We start from the raw sequence: 15,841 nt of genomic DNA, 5'->3' as shown, positions 1-15,841 counted from the left end.
ACGAAGGCCGCGTCCCGCACAGGGGCCGGCCTTTTTTCATTTCGCCATGACACCAGTGCCGCATTTCGCTGGTACGCGCCAGGACCGGATACGGCAGGCTTATCGGCATTTCCTCACACGATGGAAAGAACTTCTGTCAACGCCCGGCGTGGCTTCTGTGGCCAATTGTCATCGGCGGCATAGCCCACCGTGACGATCATCACTGGAAGCTCGGTTGCATCCAGATCAAACGTCCGGCTCACCTGCTGTGCATCGAAGCCACTCATCGCGCACGATCCCAGTCCCATGCCTTGTGCCGCCAACATCAGTGTCATTGCGGCCAGCGAGGCCGAACGGACAGCTTCGTCGCGCTGCAGGACGAGATTGCCTTGGTGCGTTGCAGTCGCCTGGGTTACCCAGCCATCGACCATGCGCGGCTCCATGATTTGCGCATCCATGCTGGGTTGAAGCGCGCAAGCCAATTGCGAATAGGCTTCCAGCGTGCCGCAGATGATGAAGGCCACCGACGCATCCACGATCTTCTGCTGCCCGTAGGCTGCGGATTTCAGGCGGGACTTCGCATCGGGCGTGCGCACGGCGATGAATCGCCAGTTTTGCAGGTTGTACGCGGAAGGCGCCTTGGTCGCCTGGCTGATAAGGAATTCGATGACGCCATCCTCCAGCGGCCGGCCGGGCTGGAAGTGATTGACGGACGTTCTGGTTTCAATGACGTTCTGTATGGAATGGTTCATGGCAATAGCTGCTTGGGTGAAATAAAAACGTGATGCCGGGTACGCGCCGACGTCCATTGCACGGCGAAGACGCTGGCGAGTACGACCACCAGCCCTGCCAGCGGCATGCCCTTGATCGACTGCGACAGCAGCGCCCACCCCAGCACCACGGCAGTGAGCGGACTGAGCAAGCCCAGCGATGCGACGGCCACCGCCGGCAACCGCACGAGGCCCCGGAAAAACAGTACATAAGCCAGCACCGCGCCCGCCAGGCTCAAGTAGGCATAGGCCAGCCATTGCGATGACGACAGCGGCGGCAAGGGGGGATCTGCCAGCCAGGCAACGGGCGCGAGCATCAGGCCGCCAATTACCAGCTGCCAGCCGGTAAGTGCCAATACCGGCAAATCCAGCCGCCAGCGTTGGGTCAGCCACATACCGGTTGCCATGCACACCGCGCCCAGCAGCGCCGCCGCAACGCCCACGGGCTCAAACACGGTTTGCGGCGACAACAGCAGCACGGCCATTCCCGCTATACCCGTGACAGCCGACCACAGCGTGGCCTGTGCTGGTGATCGCCGGTCGGCCACCCAGGCCAGGGCCATCACGACCAGCGGCTGCACCGAGCCGAGTACCGCTGCCAACCCGCCCGGCAGACGATAGGCCGCCACAAACAGCAAGGCCTGGAAGATGCCGATATTCAGTGCGCCCAGCACCAGCAAACGCCACCAATCCCGGCGTGCGGGCATTCGGCGCGTATACGCGAGCAACAGCAGGCCGGCGGGCAGGGCGCGGATGAGAGCAGCGGTAAATGGACGATCCGGCGGCAGTAGCTCCGAGGCGACGATGTAGGTCGAACCCCAGATCACGGGCGCGAGCGCGCTGAGCAGCACATCGCGCCAGTAATTGGTGGAAGGGTTAGCGGGCATGGTGATTATCTTTAATTCAAGATATATTGGCGCCATTGTGTTCGCCACTTATCTTGAAGTCAAGATATATGAAGAAAACCAGCCAACGCCTGCCCGATGCGGTAGACGCGATCCTCGACCAGTGGGCGCGAGCGCGGCCCGATCTGGACGCCAGTCCGATGGGGCCGATCGGTCGCATCAAGCGATGCGCCGCCCTGCTGGAACAGCGTCTTGAATCGTGCTTCGCTGAATTCGATTTGAGCCTCTGGGAGTTCGACATGCTGGCCGCGCTGCGGCGCGCCGGCGAGCCGTGTCGCCTGAGTCCGACCGAGCTGTTCTCCACCTTGATGGTGACTTCGGGCACGATGACCCATCGGCTCAAGAGCCTGGAAGCCAAAGGATGGATCGAGCGCGTGCCTAACGCCCAGGATGCGCGCAGCATGCTCGTTCAACTGACCCGCAAGGGCCGCACGCTTATCGACCGCGTAGTCGAGGCGCACATCGCCAACGAGCGCCAGATTTTGTCCGCTCTGCCGGCTGCGGCGCTTGCCGAGCTGGACATGCGCTTATCCGAGTTGCTGCTCAGTCTGGATGCGCCCGGCCGTCCCTAGGCGGCTGCCCCTGGCCGGCGGCACCTGGCCGGCCGCACCTCGTCGCCTTGCGGCGATAGGCGTAAACTTCATGGTCATGTAACATTTTCTTCAAATAGCTGACACATCCGGTCTCCACACTGTCGCCATACTTCAGGAGTTCCGCGTAATGCTCGAATTAGCACGTATCGATCCCAGGCCAGCCAAACCGCAGCCGTGGGCAGGCTCACAGTCGCGGATTCTGGTAGTGGGGCTGGCGTGTACCCCCGAAGAAATCGAAGAAGTGCAGCGCCTTCGGTACACGGTGTTCACGGAAGACATGGGCGCGGTGTTTCCCGATGCGCAAGACGGCATAGAGCGCGACCGCTACGATCCCTGGTGCGAACACTTGATGGTGCGTGAGCTTGATACGGGCCGCGTGGTGGGCACTTATCGCATCATGACGCCCGACAAAGCCCGCCAGGCGGGCGGCTATTACTCCGAGTCCGAATTCGACCTTTCCGGTCTCGCCGCCTTGCGCAACAACATGGTAGAGGTCGGGCGGTCCTGCACGCACGCCGACCATCGCAGCGGCGCGGCCATTATGCTGTTGTGGTCCGGGCTGGCCGAATTCATGAGACGCGGCGCATACCGCTACATGCTGGGCTGTGCAAGCGTCAGCCTGCGCGATGACGGCGTGACGGCCGCCGAGGTCTGGCGCAACGTGGCCGGCCAAGCGCAGATACCTGGCGCGCCGCGCGTCACGCCCTTGCATCGTTACCCGGTCGAACGCCTGGACAGCCCGTTGCCGGCGCGCGTGCCGCCGCTCATCAAGGGCTACCTGAAACTGGGCGCCCGCATTTGCGGCGAGCCCGCCTGGGATCCGGATTTCAATACGGCCGACTTTCCGGTCTTGCTCGACATGGAGCAAATGGACGACCGCTACCGCCGGCATTTCGGTCTGGACGTTGCGGCGCCGGCCATCGCCTGACCATGCGCCGCGCGCTCAGGCGGTGGCGCATGCGGCTGCTTTGCCGCGCCACCCGGCCATTGCGCCTAGAACTCAAGCAACTCGAAAGAGAAGCCCACCTTTCGCCATTCTGACTCTTCGGAGCGCAGTGTGAAGTCGCTCAGGGGATGCTTGGCCAGCCAGGCGCGGTCGATGCGCACGACAATGGAGTTGTCGCGTATGGACACCGTCAGGGGCAACTGGGCGATATCCGTGCGCCGGCGCAGCAGCAACACCGCGATCCGCAGGCACAGGATGGCCGCCCATTCGTTGCGGTCGTGCACCAGCGGTTCAACTTTGGAGAGCTTGCCGTGGTGCCCCAGGGCCAGCAGCGCCAGCAATTGCTGGTCGACGCGCGAGAAACCGGGCATGTCGGCGTTGTCCAGCACGTAGGCCGTGTGCTTGTGATAGCCGTTGTGCGCAATGGACAAGCCCACTTCATGCAGGTCGCAGGCCCAGCCCAACGCCTGGCGCAGCTCGGTGCGGCCTTCCTCGGGCGGGCAGATGGAATCGAAGAACGCCAGCGCCGCCTTGCGCACGCGTAGCGCCTGGTTGGCATCCACGTGGTAGCGCTTCATGAACTGGCGCACCGTTTCGTCGCGCTTGTCGTGTTCGGCGTCGCGTCCCAGCAGGTCGTACAGCACGCCCAGCCGCAGCGCCCCGTCGCCGGTGTGCATTACCTCGATACCCAGTTCGTCGAACAGGGCGCTCATGATGGCCAGGCCGCCCGGCAACACGTCGGCGCGTTCCAGCTTGATGCCCGGCAGTTCCTGGGGAATGACCCGGCCCGAACGGATGATGCGTTCTTTCAGGCGTTTCAGGCCCGCGCGGGTGATGCCCCGGTCTGAGAAGCCGCATTCGGTAAGAATGGCGTACAGGGCCTTGGCGGTGCCCGAGGAACCGTATGCTTCTTTCCAGCCGGCCTTGCGGTATTGCTTGGCGATGACTTCGATTTCGCGCCGCGCGGCCAGCTCTGCCAGCTTCATCTGGTGGGCATCCACCGTGCCGTCGGGGAAAAACTGCCTGCTGTACGTGACGCAGCCCATGTACAGCGACGACATCAGCCCCGGCTCGAAGCCTTTGCCGATAATGACTTCAGTCGAGCCGCCGCCGATGTCGATGACCAGGCGCCGGTTCAGCGACGGCGGCAGCGTGTGCACCACGCCCGAGAAAATCAGGCGGGCCTCTTCGCGCCCCGCGATGACCTCGATGGGAAAGCCCAGGGCAGCCTGGGCGCGCGGGAGGAATTCGGCCGTGTTGCGGGCGACCCGGAATGTGTTGGTGGCCACTGCGCGAACCCGGCTGGGGTGAAAGCTGTGCAGGCGTTCGCCAAAGCGTTCCAGCACGGCCACGGCCCGTTCCACGGCCGGCTCTCCCAGGCGTTTATCGCCATCCAGCCCGGCAGCCAGCCGCACGGTTTCCTTGAGGCGGTCGATCTGGTAGATGGTCTGTGCGCCGCCTTGCTCGACGACTCGCCCGATGGAAAGGCGAAAGCTGTTTGAGCCGAGGTCTACGGCGGCCAGTAGATGATTCATGCGGGCATGTGGGTAGGGCTGTCAGTGGACCGATTATAGAGAACCGATATGACAGCCCCTGCGCAGCGCACCGCAACCGGCCGATTTGTCGTACGCTCTGAGGTTGCGCGACGCCGTCATGGAAGCGTCACGAAACTGCAGTAAAACCAGGGTCTTGTCCGTCTGCTTGGAATCTCGTATGTCGACTCGTCCGTCTGTTGAACGTCCGTTCCTGAACCGCGAGCTTTCTTTATTGAAGTTCAACGAGCGGGTACTGGCGATGGCGGAAAACCCGCAGGTGCCGCTGCTCGAACGCCTGCGCTATGTGTGCATCGTCAGTTCCAATCTCGACGAATTCTTCGAAATACGCATATCCAGCCTGAAAGAACAGCAGCGCCAGAATCCCGGGCTTACGGGCCCCGACGGCCGTACCCCGGCCGAGGTCTTCCAGCGCGTGCAGCAAAAGGTCCATGCCCTGGTGGCCCGCCAGTACGACCTGCTCAACCACAACATCCTGCCCAGCCTCGATGCCGAGGGCATCGCCCTGCATCACGCCTCCGAATGGAACGAAGCGCAGCAGCGGTGGGCGCACGACGTGTTCAAGCGCGATGTCATGCCGCTGCTCACGCCCATCGGGCTCGACCCCGCCCATCCGTTTCCGCGCGTCTATAACAAAAGCCTGAATTTCATCGTGGCCTTGTCGGGCGCCGACGCTTTTGGCCGGCAGGCGTCCATTGCCGTGGTGCAGGCCCCGCGCGCGCTGCCCCGGCTGATCAAGATGCCGCCCGAGATTTCGGGCAAGCCCGATGGCCATGTCCTGCTTACGTCGCTGATGCGCGCCTTTGTGGGCGAGCTGTTCCCGGGCCTGGAAATGCTGGGCTGCTATCAGTGGCGGGTCACGCGCAACAGCGACCTGTTCGTCGACGAAGAAGAAGTCACCAACCTGCGCCATGCCCTGCAGGGCGAACTGTCGCAGCGCAATTTCGGGGCCGCCGTGCGGCTTGAAATCGACCGCCTGACGCCGCCCGACCTCGAAGCCTACCTGCAGCGTGAATTCTCGCTTGTGGCCGAGGATACTTACCGGGTCAACGGCCCGGTCAACCTGTCGCGCCTGATGCAGCTGTGCAATTCCGACAGCCGGCCCGATCTGCTGTTCCCGCCGCACCACGGTTCGGTGCCGGCGCCGTTCGACATGGTGGCGGGCAAGCCGGCCGAGCTTTTCGCGGCGGTGGCCGAGGCCGACCGCCTGTTGCACCATCCGTACCAGTCGTTCCAGCCTGTCATCGACTTCCTGACGGCGGCCGCGCTCGATCCCGATGTCATGGCCATCAAGCAGACGATCTACCGCACCGGCGAAGATTCCGAACTGATGCAGATCCTGCTGGCGGCCGCGCGCGCCGGCAAGGAAGTCACCGTGGTGGTGGAGCTCATGGCCCGCTTCGACGAGCAGACCAACATCAACTGGGCGGCCCGCCTTGAAGAAGTCGGCGCGCACGTGGTGTACGGCGTGGTGGCGCACAAGACCCATGCCAAGATGGCGCTGGTGCTGCGCCGGGAAAAAGGCCGCCTGCGCCGGTACGCCCATCTGGGCACGGGCAACTACCACCCGCGTACCGCGCGCCTGTATACCGACTTCGGCCTGCTTACTGCCGACCCGCGCATCTGCGAAGACATGGACCAGGTCTTCACCCAGCTTACGGGCCTGGGCGCGCGCCGCAGCCTGAAGGCGCTGCTGCAGTCGCCCTTTACCCTGCACGATGGCATGCTCGCGCATATCCGCGCCGAGATCCGGGCTGCCAAGGCGGGCCGCAAGGCGCGCATTCTCGCCAAGATGAACTCGCTGCTCGAAGAGCAGATCATCGCCGAGCTGTACCTGGCCAGCCAGGCCGGCGTCAAGATCGACCTTGTCGTGCGGGGCGTGTGCGCCTTGCGGGCCGGCGTACCCGGGCTTTCCGACAACATCAGGGTGCGGTCCATCGTGGGGCGCTTTCTCGAACACTCGCGCGTGTTCTACTTTTATGCCGATGGGCAGGAACTGGTCTACCTGTCGTCGGCCGACTGGATGGACCGCAATTTCTTCCGCCGGGTAGAGGTCGCCTTCCCGATTTATGACAAGGCGCTCAAGAAGCGTGTCATCGACGAAGCGTTCACCTTTGCCCTGCGCGACAACCAGCTGTCGTGGCAGCAGCAGCCCGACGGCACCTATCTGCGTGTGCGCAACCGCCGGGCGCCTCTGAATCTGCACGAATTCCTGGCTACCCGGCTAGGGTAGTGTCCCTAATAATTGCCTGCTTGAAGCGTATGTGACTGTCACGGTCTTGTCATGTTGGCCTTCTAACATTCGTTACGTCGATGATCAGACGGGCCGCCAGCCCGCCGCGACTTCCTCAACGAGCACAGAAGGAACCCGCATGTTCAACCGTGTTTTCAAGCAGATTTCCCTGGGCGCCGTGCTTGCCGGCGCCGTCTTTGCGGTGCAGGCTGCCAATATCACCGGCGCCGGAGCGTCGTTTCCGTACCCGATCTACGCCAAGTGGGCGTCCGACTACAAGGCGGCTACCGACAATGCCGTGAACTACCAGTCGATCGGCTCGGGCGGCGGGCAGCAGCAGATCAAGGCCAAGACGGTCGATTTCGGCGCTTCGGACGATCCCCTCAAGGCCGAAGACCTGGAAAAAAGCGGTCTGCTGCAGTTTCCCGCCGTTATCGGCGGCACCGTGCCGGTAGTCAATATCAACGGTATCCAACCCGGCCAGCTGAAGCTGTCGGGCCCCGTGCTGGCCGATATCTTCCTGGGCAAGGTCAAGAAATGGGACGACGCCGCCATCAAGGCGCTGAACCCGGATCTGAAGCTGCCGTCGTCCGACATCATCGTGGTACACCGCTCGGACGGCTCGGGCACCACCTTTGGCTGGACCAACTACCTGTCGAAAGTCTCGCCCGAGTGGAAAGAGAAGGTAGGCGAGGGCAAGGCAGTGAAGTGGCCCACCGGTCAGGGCGGCAAGGGTAATGAAGGCGTGGCGGCCTATGTGGGCCAACTGAAGAACTCGATCGGCTACGTCGAGTACGCCTACGCCAAGCAGAACAAACTGTCGTGGACCCAGTTGCAGAACCGCGACGGCAAGTTCGTGCAGCCCGAGCAGTCGGCATTCGCTGCCGCGGCCGCCAACGCCGACTGGAAGGGCGCTCCCGGCATGGGCGTGGTGCTGACCAACGAGCCCGGCGCCGAATCGTGGCCTGTCACCGCCGCCACGTTCATCCTGGTGCACAAGGTGCAGGACAAGCCCGAACAGGGCCGCGCGGTGCTCGAGTTTTTTGACTGGGCCTTCAAGAACGGCAAGGAATCTGCCGCGGCGCTGGACTACGTGCCGCTGCCTGACTCGGTTACCGCCGAAATTCGCGCCGCCTGGGGCGAAATCAAGAGCGCCGACGGCAAGCCGGTCTGGCAATAATCGGTCTGCCATCTTCGGGCGCGCGGGCCGCGGCGGCTGCGCGCGCCGCGCCGCCCGGCCGGGCGGCGCGGTTTCCGGACTCTTCCCAAGGAAAACCCATCCATGAGCGCGGTATTGGATAATACGGTGCTGCAGCCGGCCCCCGGGTCGGAAACCGTCACCACCGGCACGCCTTCGCCTATGAAGCAAAGCAAAAACGCGCTAATGGATGCGCTGTTCAAGAACCTGACCCGCCTGTTCGCCTTCCTGGTGTTCATTCTGCTGGCGGCCATCATGTTGTCGTTGATCTACGGTAGCCGCGAAACCCTGTCCGAATACGGGCTGGCGTTTCTCTGGACCAACGACTGGGATCCCGTGCAGCAGAACTTCGGGGCCGTCGTGCCCATCGTCGGTACGCTGCTGACCTCGTTCATTGCGCTGGTCATCGCCGTGCCGGTGTCATTCGGCATCGCCATCTTCCTGACCGAACTGTCGCCCGCGTGGCTGCGCCGCCCGCTGGGCACCGCCATCGAAATGCTGGCCGCCATCCCGTCGATCATCTACGGGATGTGGGGGCTGTTCGTGTTCGTGCCGATTTTCCAGCAGTACGTGCAGCCCGGGCTTATCGCCACGCTGGGCAGCCTGCCGCTTATCGGCGGCATTTTCGCCGGGCCGCCGTTCGGCATCGGGATATTCACCGCAGGGCTGATCCTGTCGATCATGATCATTCCGTTCATCGCCGCGGTAATGCGCGACGTGTTCGAACTGGTACCCGCCATGCTCAAAGAGTCCGCATACGGGCTGGGCAGCTCGACCTGGGAAGTCATGTGGCGCGTGGTGCTGCCGTATACCAAATCGGGCGTGATCGGCGGCATTATGCTGGGCCTGGGCCGGGCATTGGGCGAAACCATGGCGGTCACCTTCGTCATCGGCAACGCGTTCCGCTGGCCCGATTCGCTGTTCTCGCCGGGCAACTCCATCGCGTCGGCGCTGGCCAATGAATTCAACGAAGCCGGGGGCATGCAGAAATCGGCGCTGCTCGAACTGGGCCTGATCCTGTTCCTGATCACCACCGTGGTGCTGGCCTTCTCCAAGGTCCTGCTCGTCCGTCTTTCCAAGGCGGAAGGCCTGAAAACCTGACCCCATACCCGGAATCATCATGGCTGAATCTGTGCTCAACATGAACAACGGCATCTACCGCCGCCGGCGGCTGGTCAACCGCGTGATGCTGACCATCTCGCTGGCGGCATTGCTGTTCGGGTTGTTCTGGCTGTTCTGGATCATTCTTACGCTGGTGTTCAAGGGCGCGCCCGCCTTGTCGCTGACGCTGTTCACCGAAATCACGCCGCCGCCCGGGCAACAGGGCGGGCTGATCAACGCCATCGTGGGCAGCCTGCTGATGGCCGGCGTAGGCACCTTGGTGGGTACGCCGGTGGGCATCCTGGCCGGCACCTACCTGGCCGAGTACGGGCAGCGCGGCTGGCTCGCGCCGGCCACCCGCTTCCTGAACGACGTGCTGCTGTCGGCGCCTTCGATCATCATCGGCCTGTTCATCTACGCCGTGTATGTGGCGCAGGTGGGCCACTATTCGGGCTGGGCGGGTGCGCTGGCGCTGTCGATCCTGGTGATACCGGTAGTGGTGCGCACCACCGACAACATGCTGATGCTGGTGCCCAACAGCCTGCGCGAAGCCGCCGCGGCGCTGGGCTGCCCCAAGTGGCGCATGATCACCATGGTGTGCTATCGCGCCGCCAAGACGGGCATCATCACCGGCATTCTGCTTGCCATCGCGCGCATTTCGGGCGAAACCGCGCCGCTGCTCTTTACCGCGCTGTCGAACCAGTTCATGTCGCTGAACATGAACCAGCCCATGGCCAACCTTCCGGTGGTCATCTATCAATACGCGGCCAGCCCGTTCCAGGACTGGAACGACCTGGCCTGGGCCGGCGCCACCCTTATTACCCTGCTGGTGCTGGGCATCAACATCCTGGCCCGCAACCTGTTCCGCAAATCGTGATCGCACACCGGCGCGCCCGCGCGCCGGACTCGGGAAAGTCAATGGAAAACACCGCCAACGCCGCCAAAGCCAAGCTCGAAGTCAAGAACCTGAACTTCTACTATGGCAAATTCCACGCGATCCGCAACGTGAACCTGTCTATCCCCGAGAACAAGGTCACGGCGTTCATCGGCCCGTCGGGCTGCGGAAAATCGACGCTGCTGCGCACGTTCAATCGCATGTTCGAGCTCTACCCGGGGCAACGCGCCGAGGGCGAGATTCTGCTCGATGGCGAGAACCTGCTCACCTCCAAGACCGATATCTCGCTCATCCGCGCCAAGATCGGCATGGTGTTCCAGAAGCCCACGCCGTTTCCCATGAGCATCTATGACAACATCGCTTTCGGGGTGCGCCTTTTCGAGCGCCTTTCCAAGGGCGAGATGGACGAGCGCGTCGAATGGGCGCTGACCAAGGCGGCGCTGTGGGGCGAAGTCAAAGACAAGCTGCACCAGAGCGGCAACAGCCTGTCGGGCGGGCAGCAGCAACGCCTGTGCATCGCGCGCGGCGTTGCCATCAAGCCCGAAGTCCTGCTGCTGGACGAGCCGTGCTCGGCGCTGGATCCGATCTCAACCGCCAAGATCGAAGAACTGATCGCCGAACTGAAGAACGACTACACCGTCGTCATCGTCACCCACAATATGCAGCAGGCCGCTCGTTGTTCCGACTACACCGCCTATATGTACCTGGGCGAGCTGATGGAGTACGGCGCCACCGACCAGATCTTCGTCAAGCCCAGCCGCAAAGAAACCGAAGACTACATCACCGGGCGCTTCGGCTGACGGGCGCAGCCATGTAGACGGTGTCAGACACCCTGCGGGAGTCAGACACCGAGCGATGTAGACGGTGTCAGACACCCTGCGGGAGTCAGACACCAAGCGCTGTGCAGGCACCCTGCGGGGGGCAGACACCAGCCGCTGTGCCTGTGGTGTCTGACTCCGAAGGTGTCAGACACCGGCCGAATGGCGCCACCCCGTCACACCGGCACCGATTGTTCCGCAACCCGCAAATGATATGTCTTGCGCCCCGCAAGGTGCGCGCGTATGAGTTTTTCGGCTTCTTCGCCGTCTCGCCGCAGCAGGGCGCCCACGAAAGCATCGTGGTCGTTCATCGCCCTGGTCCATTCGGCCTCGTCGAAATTCGACCGGTACCGCAGCGCCTGCACCTGCAGATTCAGGCGGTCGTACGTATGTGACAGCGACGGATTATGGGCCGCACGGTTGATGGCAATATGCGTGCCCATGCTGTTGGCGTAATAGGCGCGGATATCCCGCTGCTCGTAGAACACGCGGGTCTGTTCATGAAGGTGCGCAATATGCGCGAGCTCTTCGTCACTGGCCCGTTCGGCGGCGCTGCGCGCGGCCAGGCCTTCGAGTACGCCCAGCACATCGAAAATATTTTCGACATCGTAGGCCGATAGTTCCACCACCATCGCGCCGCGCTTGGGCTGCAGGGCCAGCAAGCCGTCGGAGGCCAGCATCCGGTAGGCCTCGCGCAGTGGCGTACGCGAAATCTTCAGTTTTTCACACAGATCCCGCTCGTTCAGCCAGGTGCCGGGCTTGAGGGTGCCATCGATGATCAGCTGCCGCAGCCGCTCAGCCACGACGGCCGCCAGGGTGGGGTGGTTGATCGACAGGCCGCCCGGCGAGGGCGCGACGGAAATTGCATCAGCGATAGCCATGGGGTTGCTCAATCGTCCTGAATCGATTAATTTGGTATCTGGTATACCAAATACCAGTGGTATACCAGTTCGCCCCATCATAGAGCATGCCAATGCCGACGGGGGGCCCCACGAGGAGACTATCTATGTATACCCCAGTTCGTGCCTGGGCTCGCGCCCTGGCCACCGTAACCCTGGCCGCATTGGCCGCACCCGCCCTGTCCCAGGACGCCAACTGGCCACAAAGGCCGGTGCGCCTGGTAGTGGGTTTCGTGCCCGGCGGCGGCACCGATGTATCGGCCCGCATCGTGGCCGCCAAGCTGTCCGACGTGTTGGGGCAGCAGGTCGTGGTCGAAAACAAGCCTGGCGCCTCGGGGCTGATCGCCGCCGACTATGTGGCAAAGTCCGACCCCGATGGCTACACGCTGCTGCTGGCCAACATGCAGAGCACTGTCGCCGCGCCCCAGGTCATCAAGGGAAACATCGATTCCATCGACCACTTCACGCCGGTGCGATATATCGGCTCGGTGCCGAACGTGTTGATCGTCAATCCCGCCAAGCGCAACTACGCGTCGGTGCAGGAGCTGGTGAACGATGCCCGCGCAAAGCCCAAGCAGCTGGTGTATGCGTCGTCGGGCCTGGGCGGCCCGCAGCACCTGAGCGCGGAAAGGTTTTCGCAGATTGCCGGCGTACAGATGGAACACGTTCCCTACAAAGGTAGCGGCCAGGCCATGACGGATCTGCTGGGGGGCGTGGTCGACATGAATTTCGACACGCTGCCCGGCGCCATCGGCCAGATCCAGGCCGGCAAGCTGCGGCCGTTGGCCGTCACCAGCGCGCAGCGCGCCAAGCGCTTGCCCGACGTGCCCACACTGGAAGAGGCCGGCGTCAAGGGCATGGACATCTTGCAGTGGTATGCGGTGCTGGCTCCGGCCAAGCTGCCTGCACCCATACTGGAAAAGCTCGACGATGCCCTGTCCACCACGCTTGCCGACGCCGAAGTCGCCGGCAAGCTGGCGGATCAGGGCATGGACCTGGGCGGCGGCCCGGATTCGCCCGCCGCGTTTGCGAGCTACTTGCAAGACGAATGGCAGAAGTACGCCAAGATCACCAAGAGCCTGGGGCTGACTCCGCAATAGCCCATTGGCTCCACCGGGGCCGCCAGGCCCCGATCCTGCTCACAAAGGAAGCTCCATGAACACGAACGCTTGCACCAACGCGGCCGGCGAGCCGCTGGTCCTTGTACAGCGCGATGACGGTATCGTTACTGTCGTGCTGAACCGCCCCGAAAAGCTCAATGCCTTCACCATCGACGGATGGCGACTGCTGGGCGACACGTTTCTTGAGCTGGGCGCGGACGACAGCGTGCGCTGCATCATCCTGCGCGGAGCCGGAGAAAAGGCGTTTTCTCCCGGCAATGACATCGGCGAATTCGAAACCAGCCGCAGCAACAAACAACAGGCGCGGATATACGGGGCCGTCATGCGCCGCACAATCGAGGCCCTGCAAGATTGCCCGCACCCCATCGTGGCGCAGATCCATGGCATCTGCGTCGGGGGAGGCCTGGAGATCGCCTGCCTGGCCGACATCCGCATCTGCGGCGCAAGCTCACGCTTCGGTGTGCCCATCAAGAACCTGGGCCTGGTGATGTCGTACTCGGAACTCGGGCCGCTGGTGCGGTTGGTGGGCCCATCAGTGGCGCTGCAGGTCTTGCTGGAGGGCACCATTTTCGATGCATCCGAAGCGCTGCGATTGGGCGTCGTGACGCGGGTGGCGTCCGACGACGACGTCGCGGCCGAGGCGCAGGCCACGGCGCGCCGGATCGCCGAAGGGGCCCCGCTCGTGGCCCGCTGGCACAAGAAATTCGTCGGCAACCTGGTCAGCGGCAAGGCGCTTGCCGACGAAGACCGCGACGAGGCGTTCGACTGCTTTGACACCGAAGACTTCCGCAGCGGCTACCGCGCTTTCCTGTCCAAGGAAAAGCCCCGCTTCCAAGGACGCTGATACCCGACCAGGAGCCCATGCAATGCAATCATCCACTGGAACTTCTCCCGGCAACGCCAAGGGCGCGCTGGCGGGAATGCGCGTCATCGAACTGGCGCAGATCATGGCCGGACCCACCTGCGGCATGATGCTGGCCGACATGGGCGCGGACGTGATCAAGGTCGAAAAGATCAACGGCGGCGACGATTCGCGCCAGTATCGCGACCCCCTGATCAATGGCGTCTCGGCCCCTTTCCTGATGCTCAACCGCAACAAGCGCGCCATTGCGCTGGACCTGAAGCACCCGGAAGGCAAGAAGATTCTGTTGCGCATGATCCGCGACGCCGACGTCGTGACCGAGAACTTCCGCAAGGGCACGATGGACAAGCTCGGACTTGGCTACGACGCGCTGCGCAAAGAAAACCCTGGCCTGATCTACTGCGCGGTGTCCGGCTACGGACTGACCGGGCCATATGCCGACAAGGGCGGCTTCGATCTGGTGGCGCAAGGGTTTTCGGGGCTCATGGCCATTACCGGCGAACCGGGCGGACCGCCGTTGCGCACCGGAAACTCGGTAGCCGATATCAACGCAGGTCTGCTGGCGGCTTTTGGCGTGCTGGCCGCCTACCAGCACAAGCTGCGCACGGGCGAAGGCCAGATGGTGGAAACTTCGCTGCTGGAAGCCAGCCTGCAGCAGCTGTACTGGCACGCGGCGATCTACTTCGGCAGCGGCGTGTCCCCCGGTCCCACCGGGTCGGCTCACGTGCTCAGCGCGCCCTACCAGGCGTTTCCCACCGCCACGGAATGGATCATCATCGGCGGGGCCAACGAGAAAAACTGGCAGCGCATCGCAGCCGCGCTGGGCAAGCCGGAATGGGCGGAGGACCCGCGCTTTGCACGCAACCGCGACCGCATGAACAATCGCGACGAACTGGTGCAATGCATGTCTGCCATCCTGCAGACCCGCAGCGCGCAAGAATGGCTGGAAATCTTCGACGATGCCGGCGTGCCCGCCGGCCCGGTACATTCCGTGGCCCAGGCCCTGTCGCACCCGCAAACTCTGGCGCGCGGCATGGTGGTCGAACAGGAGCATCCGGTGGCGGGCAAAGTGCGCACGGTCGGCATGCCCGTCAAGCTGTCGGCGACTCCCGCCCAGTATCATCGCGCCGCGCCGCAGTTGGGCGAGGACACCGTGTCGATCCTGGGGGAATTCGGCTATAGCGCCCGGGAAATCGGCGCGCTGATCGAATCGGGCGTGGTGGCCGTGGCCACGCCGCCGGGCGAGGCCGCCGGCTGAACGGCGCAGGCACATCGGCAGATGTGCCTGCGCCGTTCATGCAGGGTTTCAGCCGGCGACGCGGAACCGTTCGGCGTCGTCCATGAAGGCTTTTTCGCCAAAGCCCGCTTCGTTCGAGCCGAACGGCATCTGCGCGCGCAGCTTCCATGAAGCCGGAATGCTCCATTCGCGCGCCACGGCATCGTCGATCAGCGGGTTGTAGTGCTGCAGGCTTGCGCCCACGCCGGCGTTTGCCAGGGTGGCCCACACTGCCATTTGCGCCATGCCGCCGGACTGTTCGGACCAGACCGGGAAGTTGTCGGCATATAGCGGGAACTGCTCTTGCAGGCTGCGCACCACGTCGTGGTCTTCAAAGAACAGGACGGTGCCCACGCCCGCCGCGAAGCTGGCAAGCTTCGCCTCGGTTTTCTCGAATCCTTCGGCGGGTGCGACCTTGCGCACCTCGTCCACCGCGATGCGCCACAGCTTTTCGCTTTCGGCGCCGAACAGCACCAGCGCACGCGAACTTTGCGAGTTGAACGACGAAGGGCTGTGCTTGATGGCTTCTTGAATAAGGCGCAGCAGTTCTTCTTTGCTGGCCGATACGTTACGGCCCAGGGCGTATTGCGTGCGGCGTTGCTTCAGGGCGTCGAGAAAAGCGTTAGTCATAAAAATCTTCCTTCCAGTAGATAGATGAATTTGATTCTAACTGCCATGCGCCGCTGCGAGTA

General features: G+C 63.4%; 15 protein-coding genes. 10 read left to right on the top strand and 5 right to left on the bottom strand.

Going from position 1 to position 15,841, the window contains the following annotated elements; all coding sequences use genetic code 11:
- Positions 1–113 precede the first annotated feature (113 nt).
- Together CAL19_RS13175 and CAL19_RS13170 are read right to left on the bottom strand one after the other, a co-directional pair.
- Positions 114–731 carry a nitroreductase family protein gene (locus CAL19_RS13175; RefSeq protein WP_094797019.1) on the bottom strand — a complete coding sequence of 206 codons (618 nt, stop codon included), beginning with the start codon at positions 729–731 and terminating at the stop codon, positions 114–116.
- Positions 728–1,636, bottom strand: a complete 909-nt coding sequence (locus tag CAL19_RS13170; protein ID WP_094797173.1) for an EamA family transporter — start codon at positions 1,634–1,636, stop codon at positions 728–730. Before CAL19_RS13170 ends, CAL19_RS13175 begins: the two co-directional genes overlap by 4 nt.
- A gap of 68 nt (positions 1,637–1,704) precedes the next feature.
- Between CAL19_RS13170 and CAL19_RS13165 the strand changes: the two genes are divergently transcribed.
- Complete coding sequence (locus CAL19_RS13165; protein ID WP_026640075.1) at positions 1,705–2,226, top strand: MarR family winged helix-turn-helix transcriptional regulator; 522 nt, start codon at positions 1,705–1,707, stop codon at positions 2,224–2,226.
- 148 nt (positions 2,227–2,374) lie between these two features.
- Positions 2,375–3,175 carry a GNAT family N-acetyltransferase gene (locus CAL19_RS13160; protein WP_026640076.1) on the top strand — a complete coding sequence of 267 codons (801 nt, stop codon included), beginning with the start codon at positions 2,375–2,377 and terminating at the stop codon, positions 3,173–3,175.
- A gap of 65 nt (positions 3,176–3,240) precedes the next feature.
- Here CAL19_RS13160 and ppx read toward each other — a convergent pair whose 3' ends face one another.
- Complete coding sequence (ppx, locus tag CAL19_RS13155) at positions 3,241–4,728, bottom strand: exopolyphosphatase (RefSeq protein WP_094797018.1); 1,488 nt, start codon at positions 4,726–4,728, stop codon at positions 3,241–3,243.
- 178 nt (positions 4,729–4,906) lie between these two features.
- Between ppx and ppk1 the strand changes: the two genes are divergently transcribed.
- From ppk1 to pstB, 5 genes are all read left to right on the top strand, one after another.
- Positions 4,907–6,979: a polyphosphate kinase 1 gene (gene ppk1 / locus CAL19_RS13150; protein WP_026640078.1), complete on the top strand. Its 2,073-nt coding sequence runs from the start codon at positions 4,907–4,909 to the stop codon at positions 6,977–6,979.
- 139 nt (positions 6,980–7,118) lie between these two features.
- Positions 7,119–8,159 carry a phosphate ABC transporter substrate-binding protein PstS gene (pstS, locus tag CAL19_RS13145; RefSeq protein WP_026640079.1) on the top strand — a complete coding sequence of 347 codons (1,041 nt, stop codon included), beginning with the start codon at positions 7,119–7,121 and terminating at the stop codon, positions 8,157–8,159.
- Between the two features lie 102 nt (positions 8,160–8,261).
- Positions 8,262–9,278, top strand: a complete 1,017-nt coding sequence (gene pstC, locus CAL19_RS13140; RefSeq protein ID WP_026640080.1) for a phosphate ABC transporter permease subunit PstC — start codon at positions 8,262–8,264, stop codon at positions 9,276–9,278.
- Positions 9,279–9,297: 19 nt separating this feature from the next.
- Positions 9,298–10,155: a phosphate ABC transporter permease PstA gene (pstA, locus tag CAL19_RS13135; RefSeq protein ID WP_026640081.1), complete on the top strand. Its 858-nt coding sequence runs from the start codon at positions 9,298–9,300 to the stop codon at positions 10,153–10,155.
- Positions 10,156–10,196: 41 nt separating this feature from the next.
- Positions 10,197–10,973: a phosphate ABC transporter ATP-binding protein PstB gene (gene pstB / locus CAL19_RS13130; protein ID WP_094797017.1), complete on the top strand. Its 777-nt coding sequence runs from the start codon at positions 10,197–10,199 to the stop codon at positions 10,971–10,973.
- Between the two features lie 194 nt (positions 10,974–11,167).
- Here pstB and CAL19_RS13125 read toward each other — a convergent pair whose 3' ends face one another.
- Positions 11,168–11,872, bottom strand: coding sequence for a GntR family transcriptional regulator (locus CAL19_RS13125; RefSeq protein ID WP_094797016.1), 705 nt, complete (start codon positions 11,870–11,872; stop codon positions 11,168–11,170).
- 125 nt (positions 11,873–11,997) lie between these two features.
- Between CAL19_RS13125 and CAL19_RS13120 the strand changes: the two genes are divergently transcribed.
- Genes CAL19_RS13120 through CAL19_RS13110 form a run of 3 tightly spaced genes read left to right on the top strand, consistent with a single transcriptional unit; the run spans position 11,998 to position 15,131 of the window.
- Positions 11,998–12,990: a Bug family tripartite tricarboxylate transporter substrate binding protein gene (locus CAL19_RS13120; protein WP_026640084.1), complete on the top strand. Its 993-nt coding sequence runs from the start codon at positions 11,998–12,000 to the stop codon at positions 12,988–12,990.
- 55 nt (positions 12,991–13,045) lie between these two features.
- Entirely contained in the window at positions 13,046–13,855 is an 810-nt protein-coding gene (locus CAL19_RS13115; RefSeq protein WP_051423795.1) for an enoyl-CoA hydratase/isomerase family protein, read from the top strand.
- A 22-nt stretch (positions 13,856–13,877) separates the two neighbouring features.
- Positions 13,878–15,131, top strand: a complete 1,254-nt coding sequence (locus tag CAL19_RS13110; protein ID WP_094797015.1) for a CaiB/BaiF CoA transferase family protein — start codon at positions 13,878–13,880, stop codon at positions 15,129–15,131.
- A 48-nt stretch (positions 15,132–15,179) separates the two neighbouring features.
- Here the strand turns inward: CAL19_RS13110 and CAL19_RS13105 are convergent, their stop codons facing one another.
- The gene (locus CAL19_RS13105; protein WP_094797014.1) at positions 15,180–15,779 is read right to left on the bottom strand and encodes a nitroreductase family protein; all 600 of its coding nucleotides are present in this window, start codon (positions 15,777–15,779) and stop codon (positions 15,180–15,182) included.
- Positions 15,780–15,841 lie beyond the last annotated feature (62 nt).

The organism is Bordetella genomosp. 7 (genome assembly GCF_002261265.1).
GTDB lineage: Bacteria > Pseudomonadota > Gammaproteobacteria > Burkholderiales > Burkholderiaceae_B > Bordetella_A.
The sequence above is the reverse complement of the archived record's forward strand: the minus strand, read 5'-3'. Positions and strand labels throughout refer to the sequence as shown.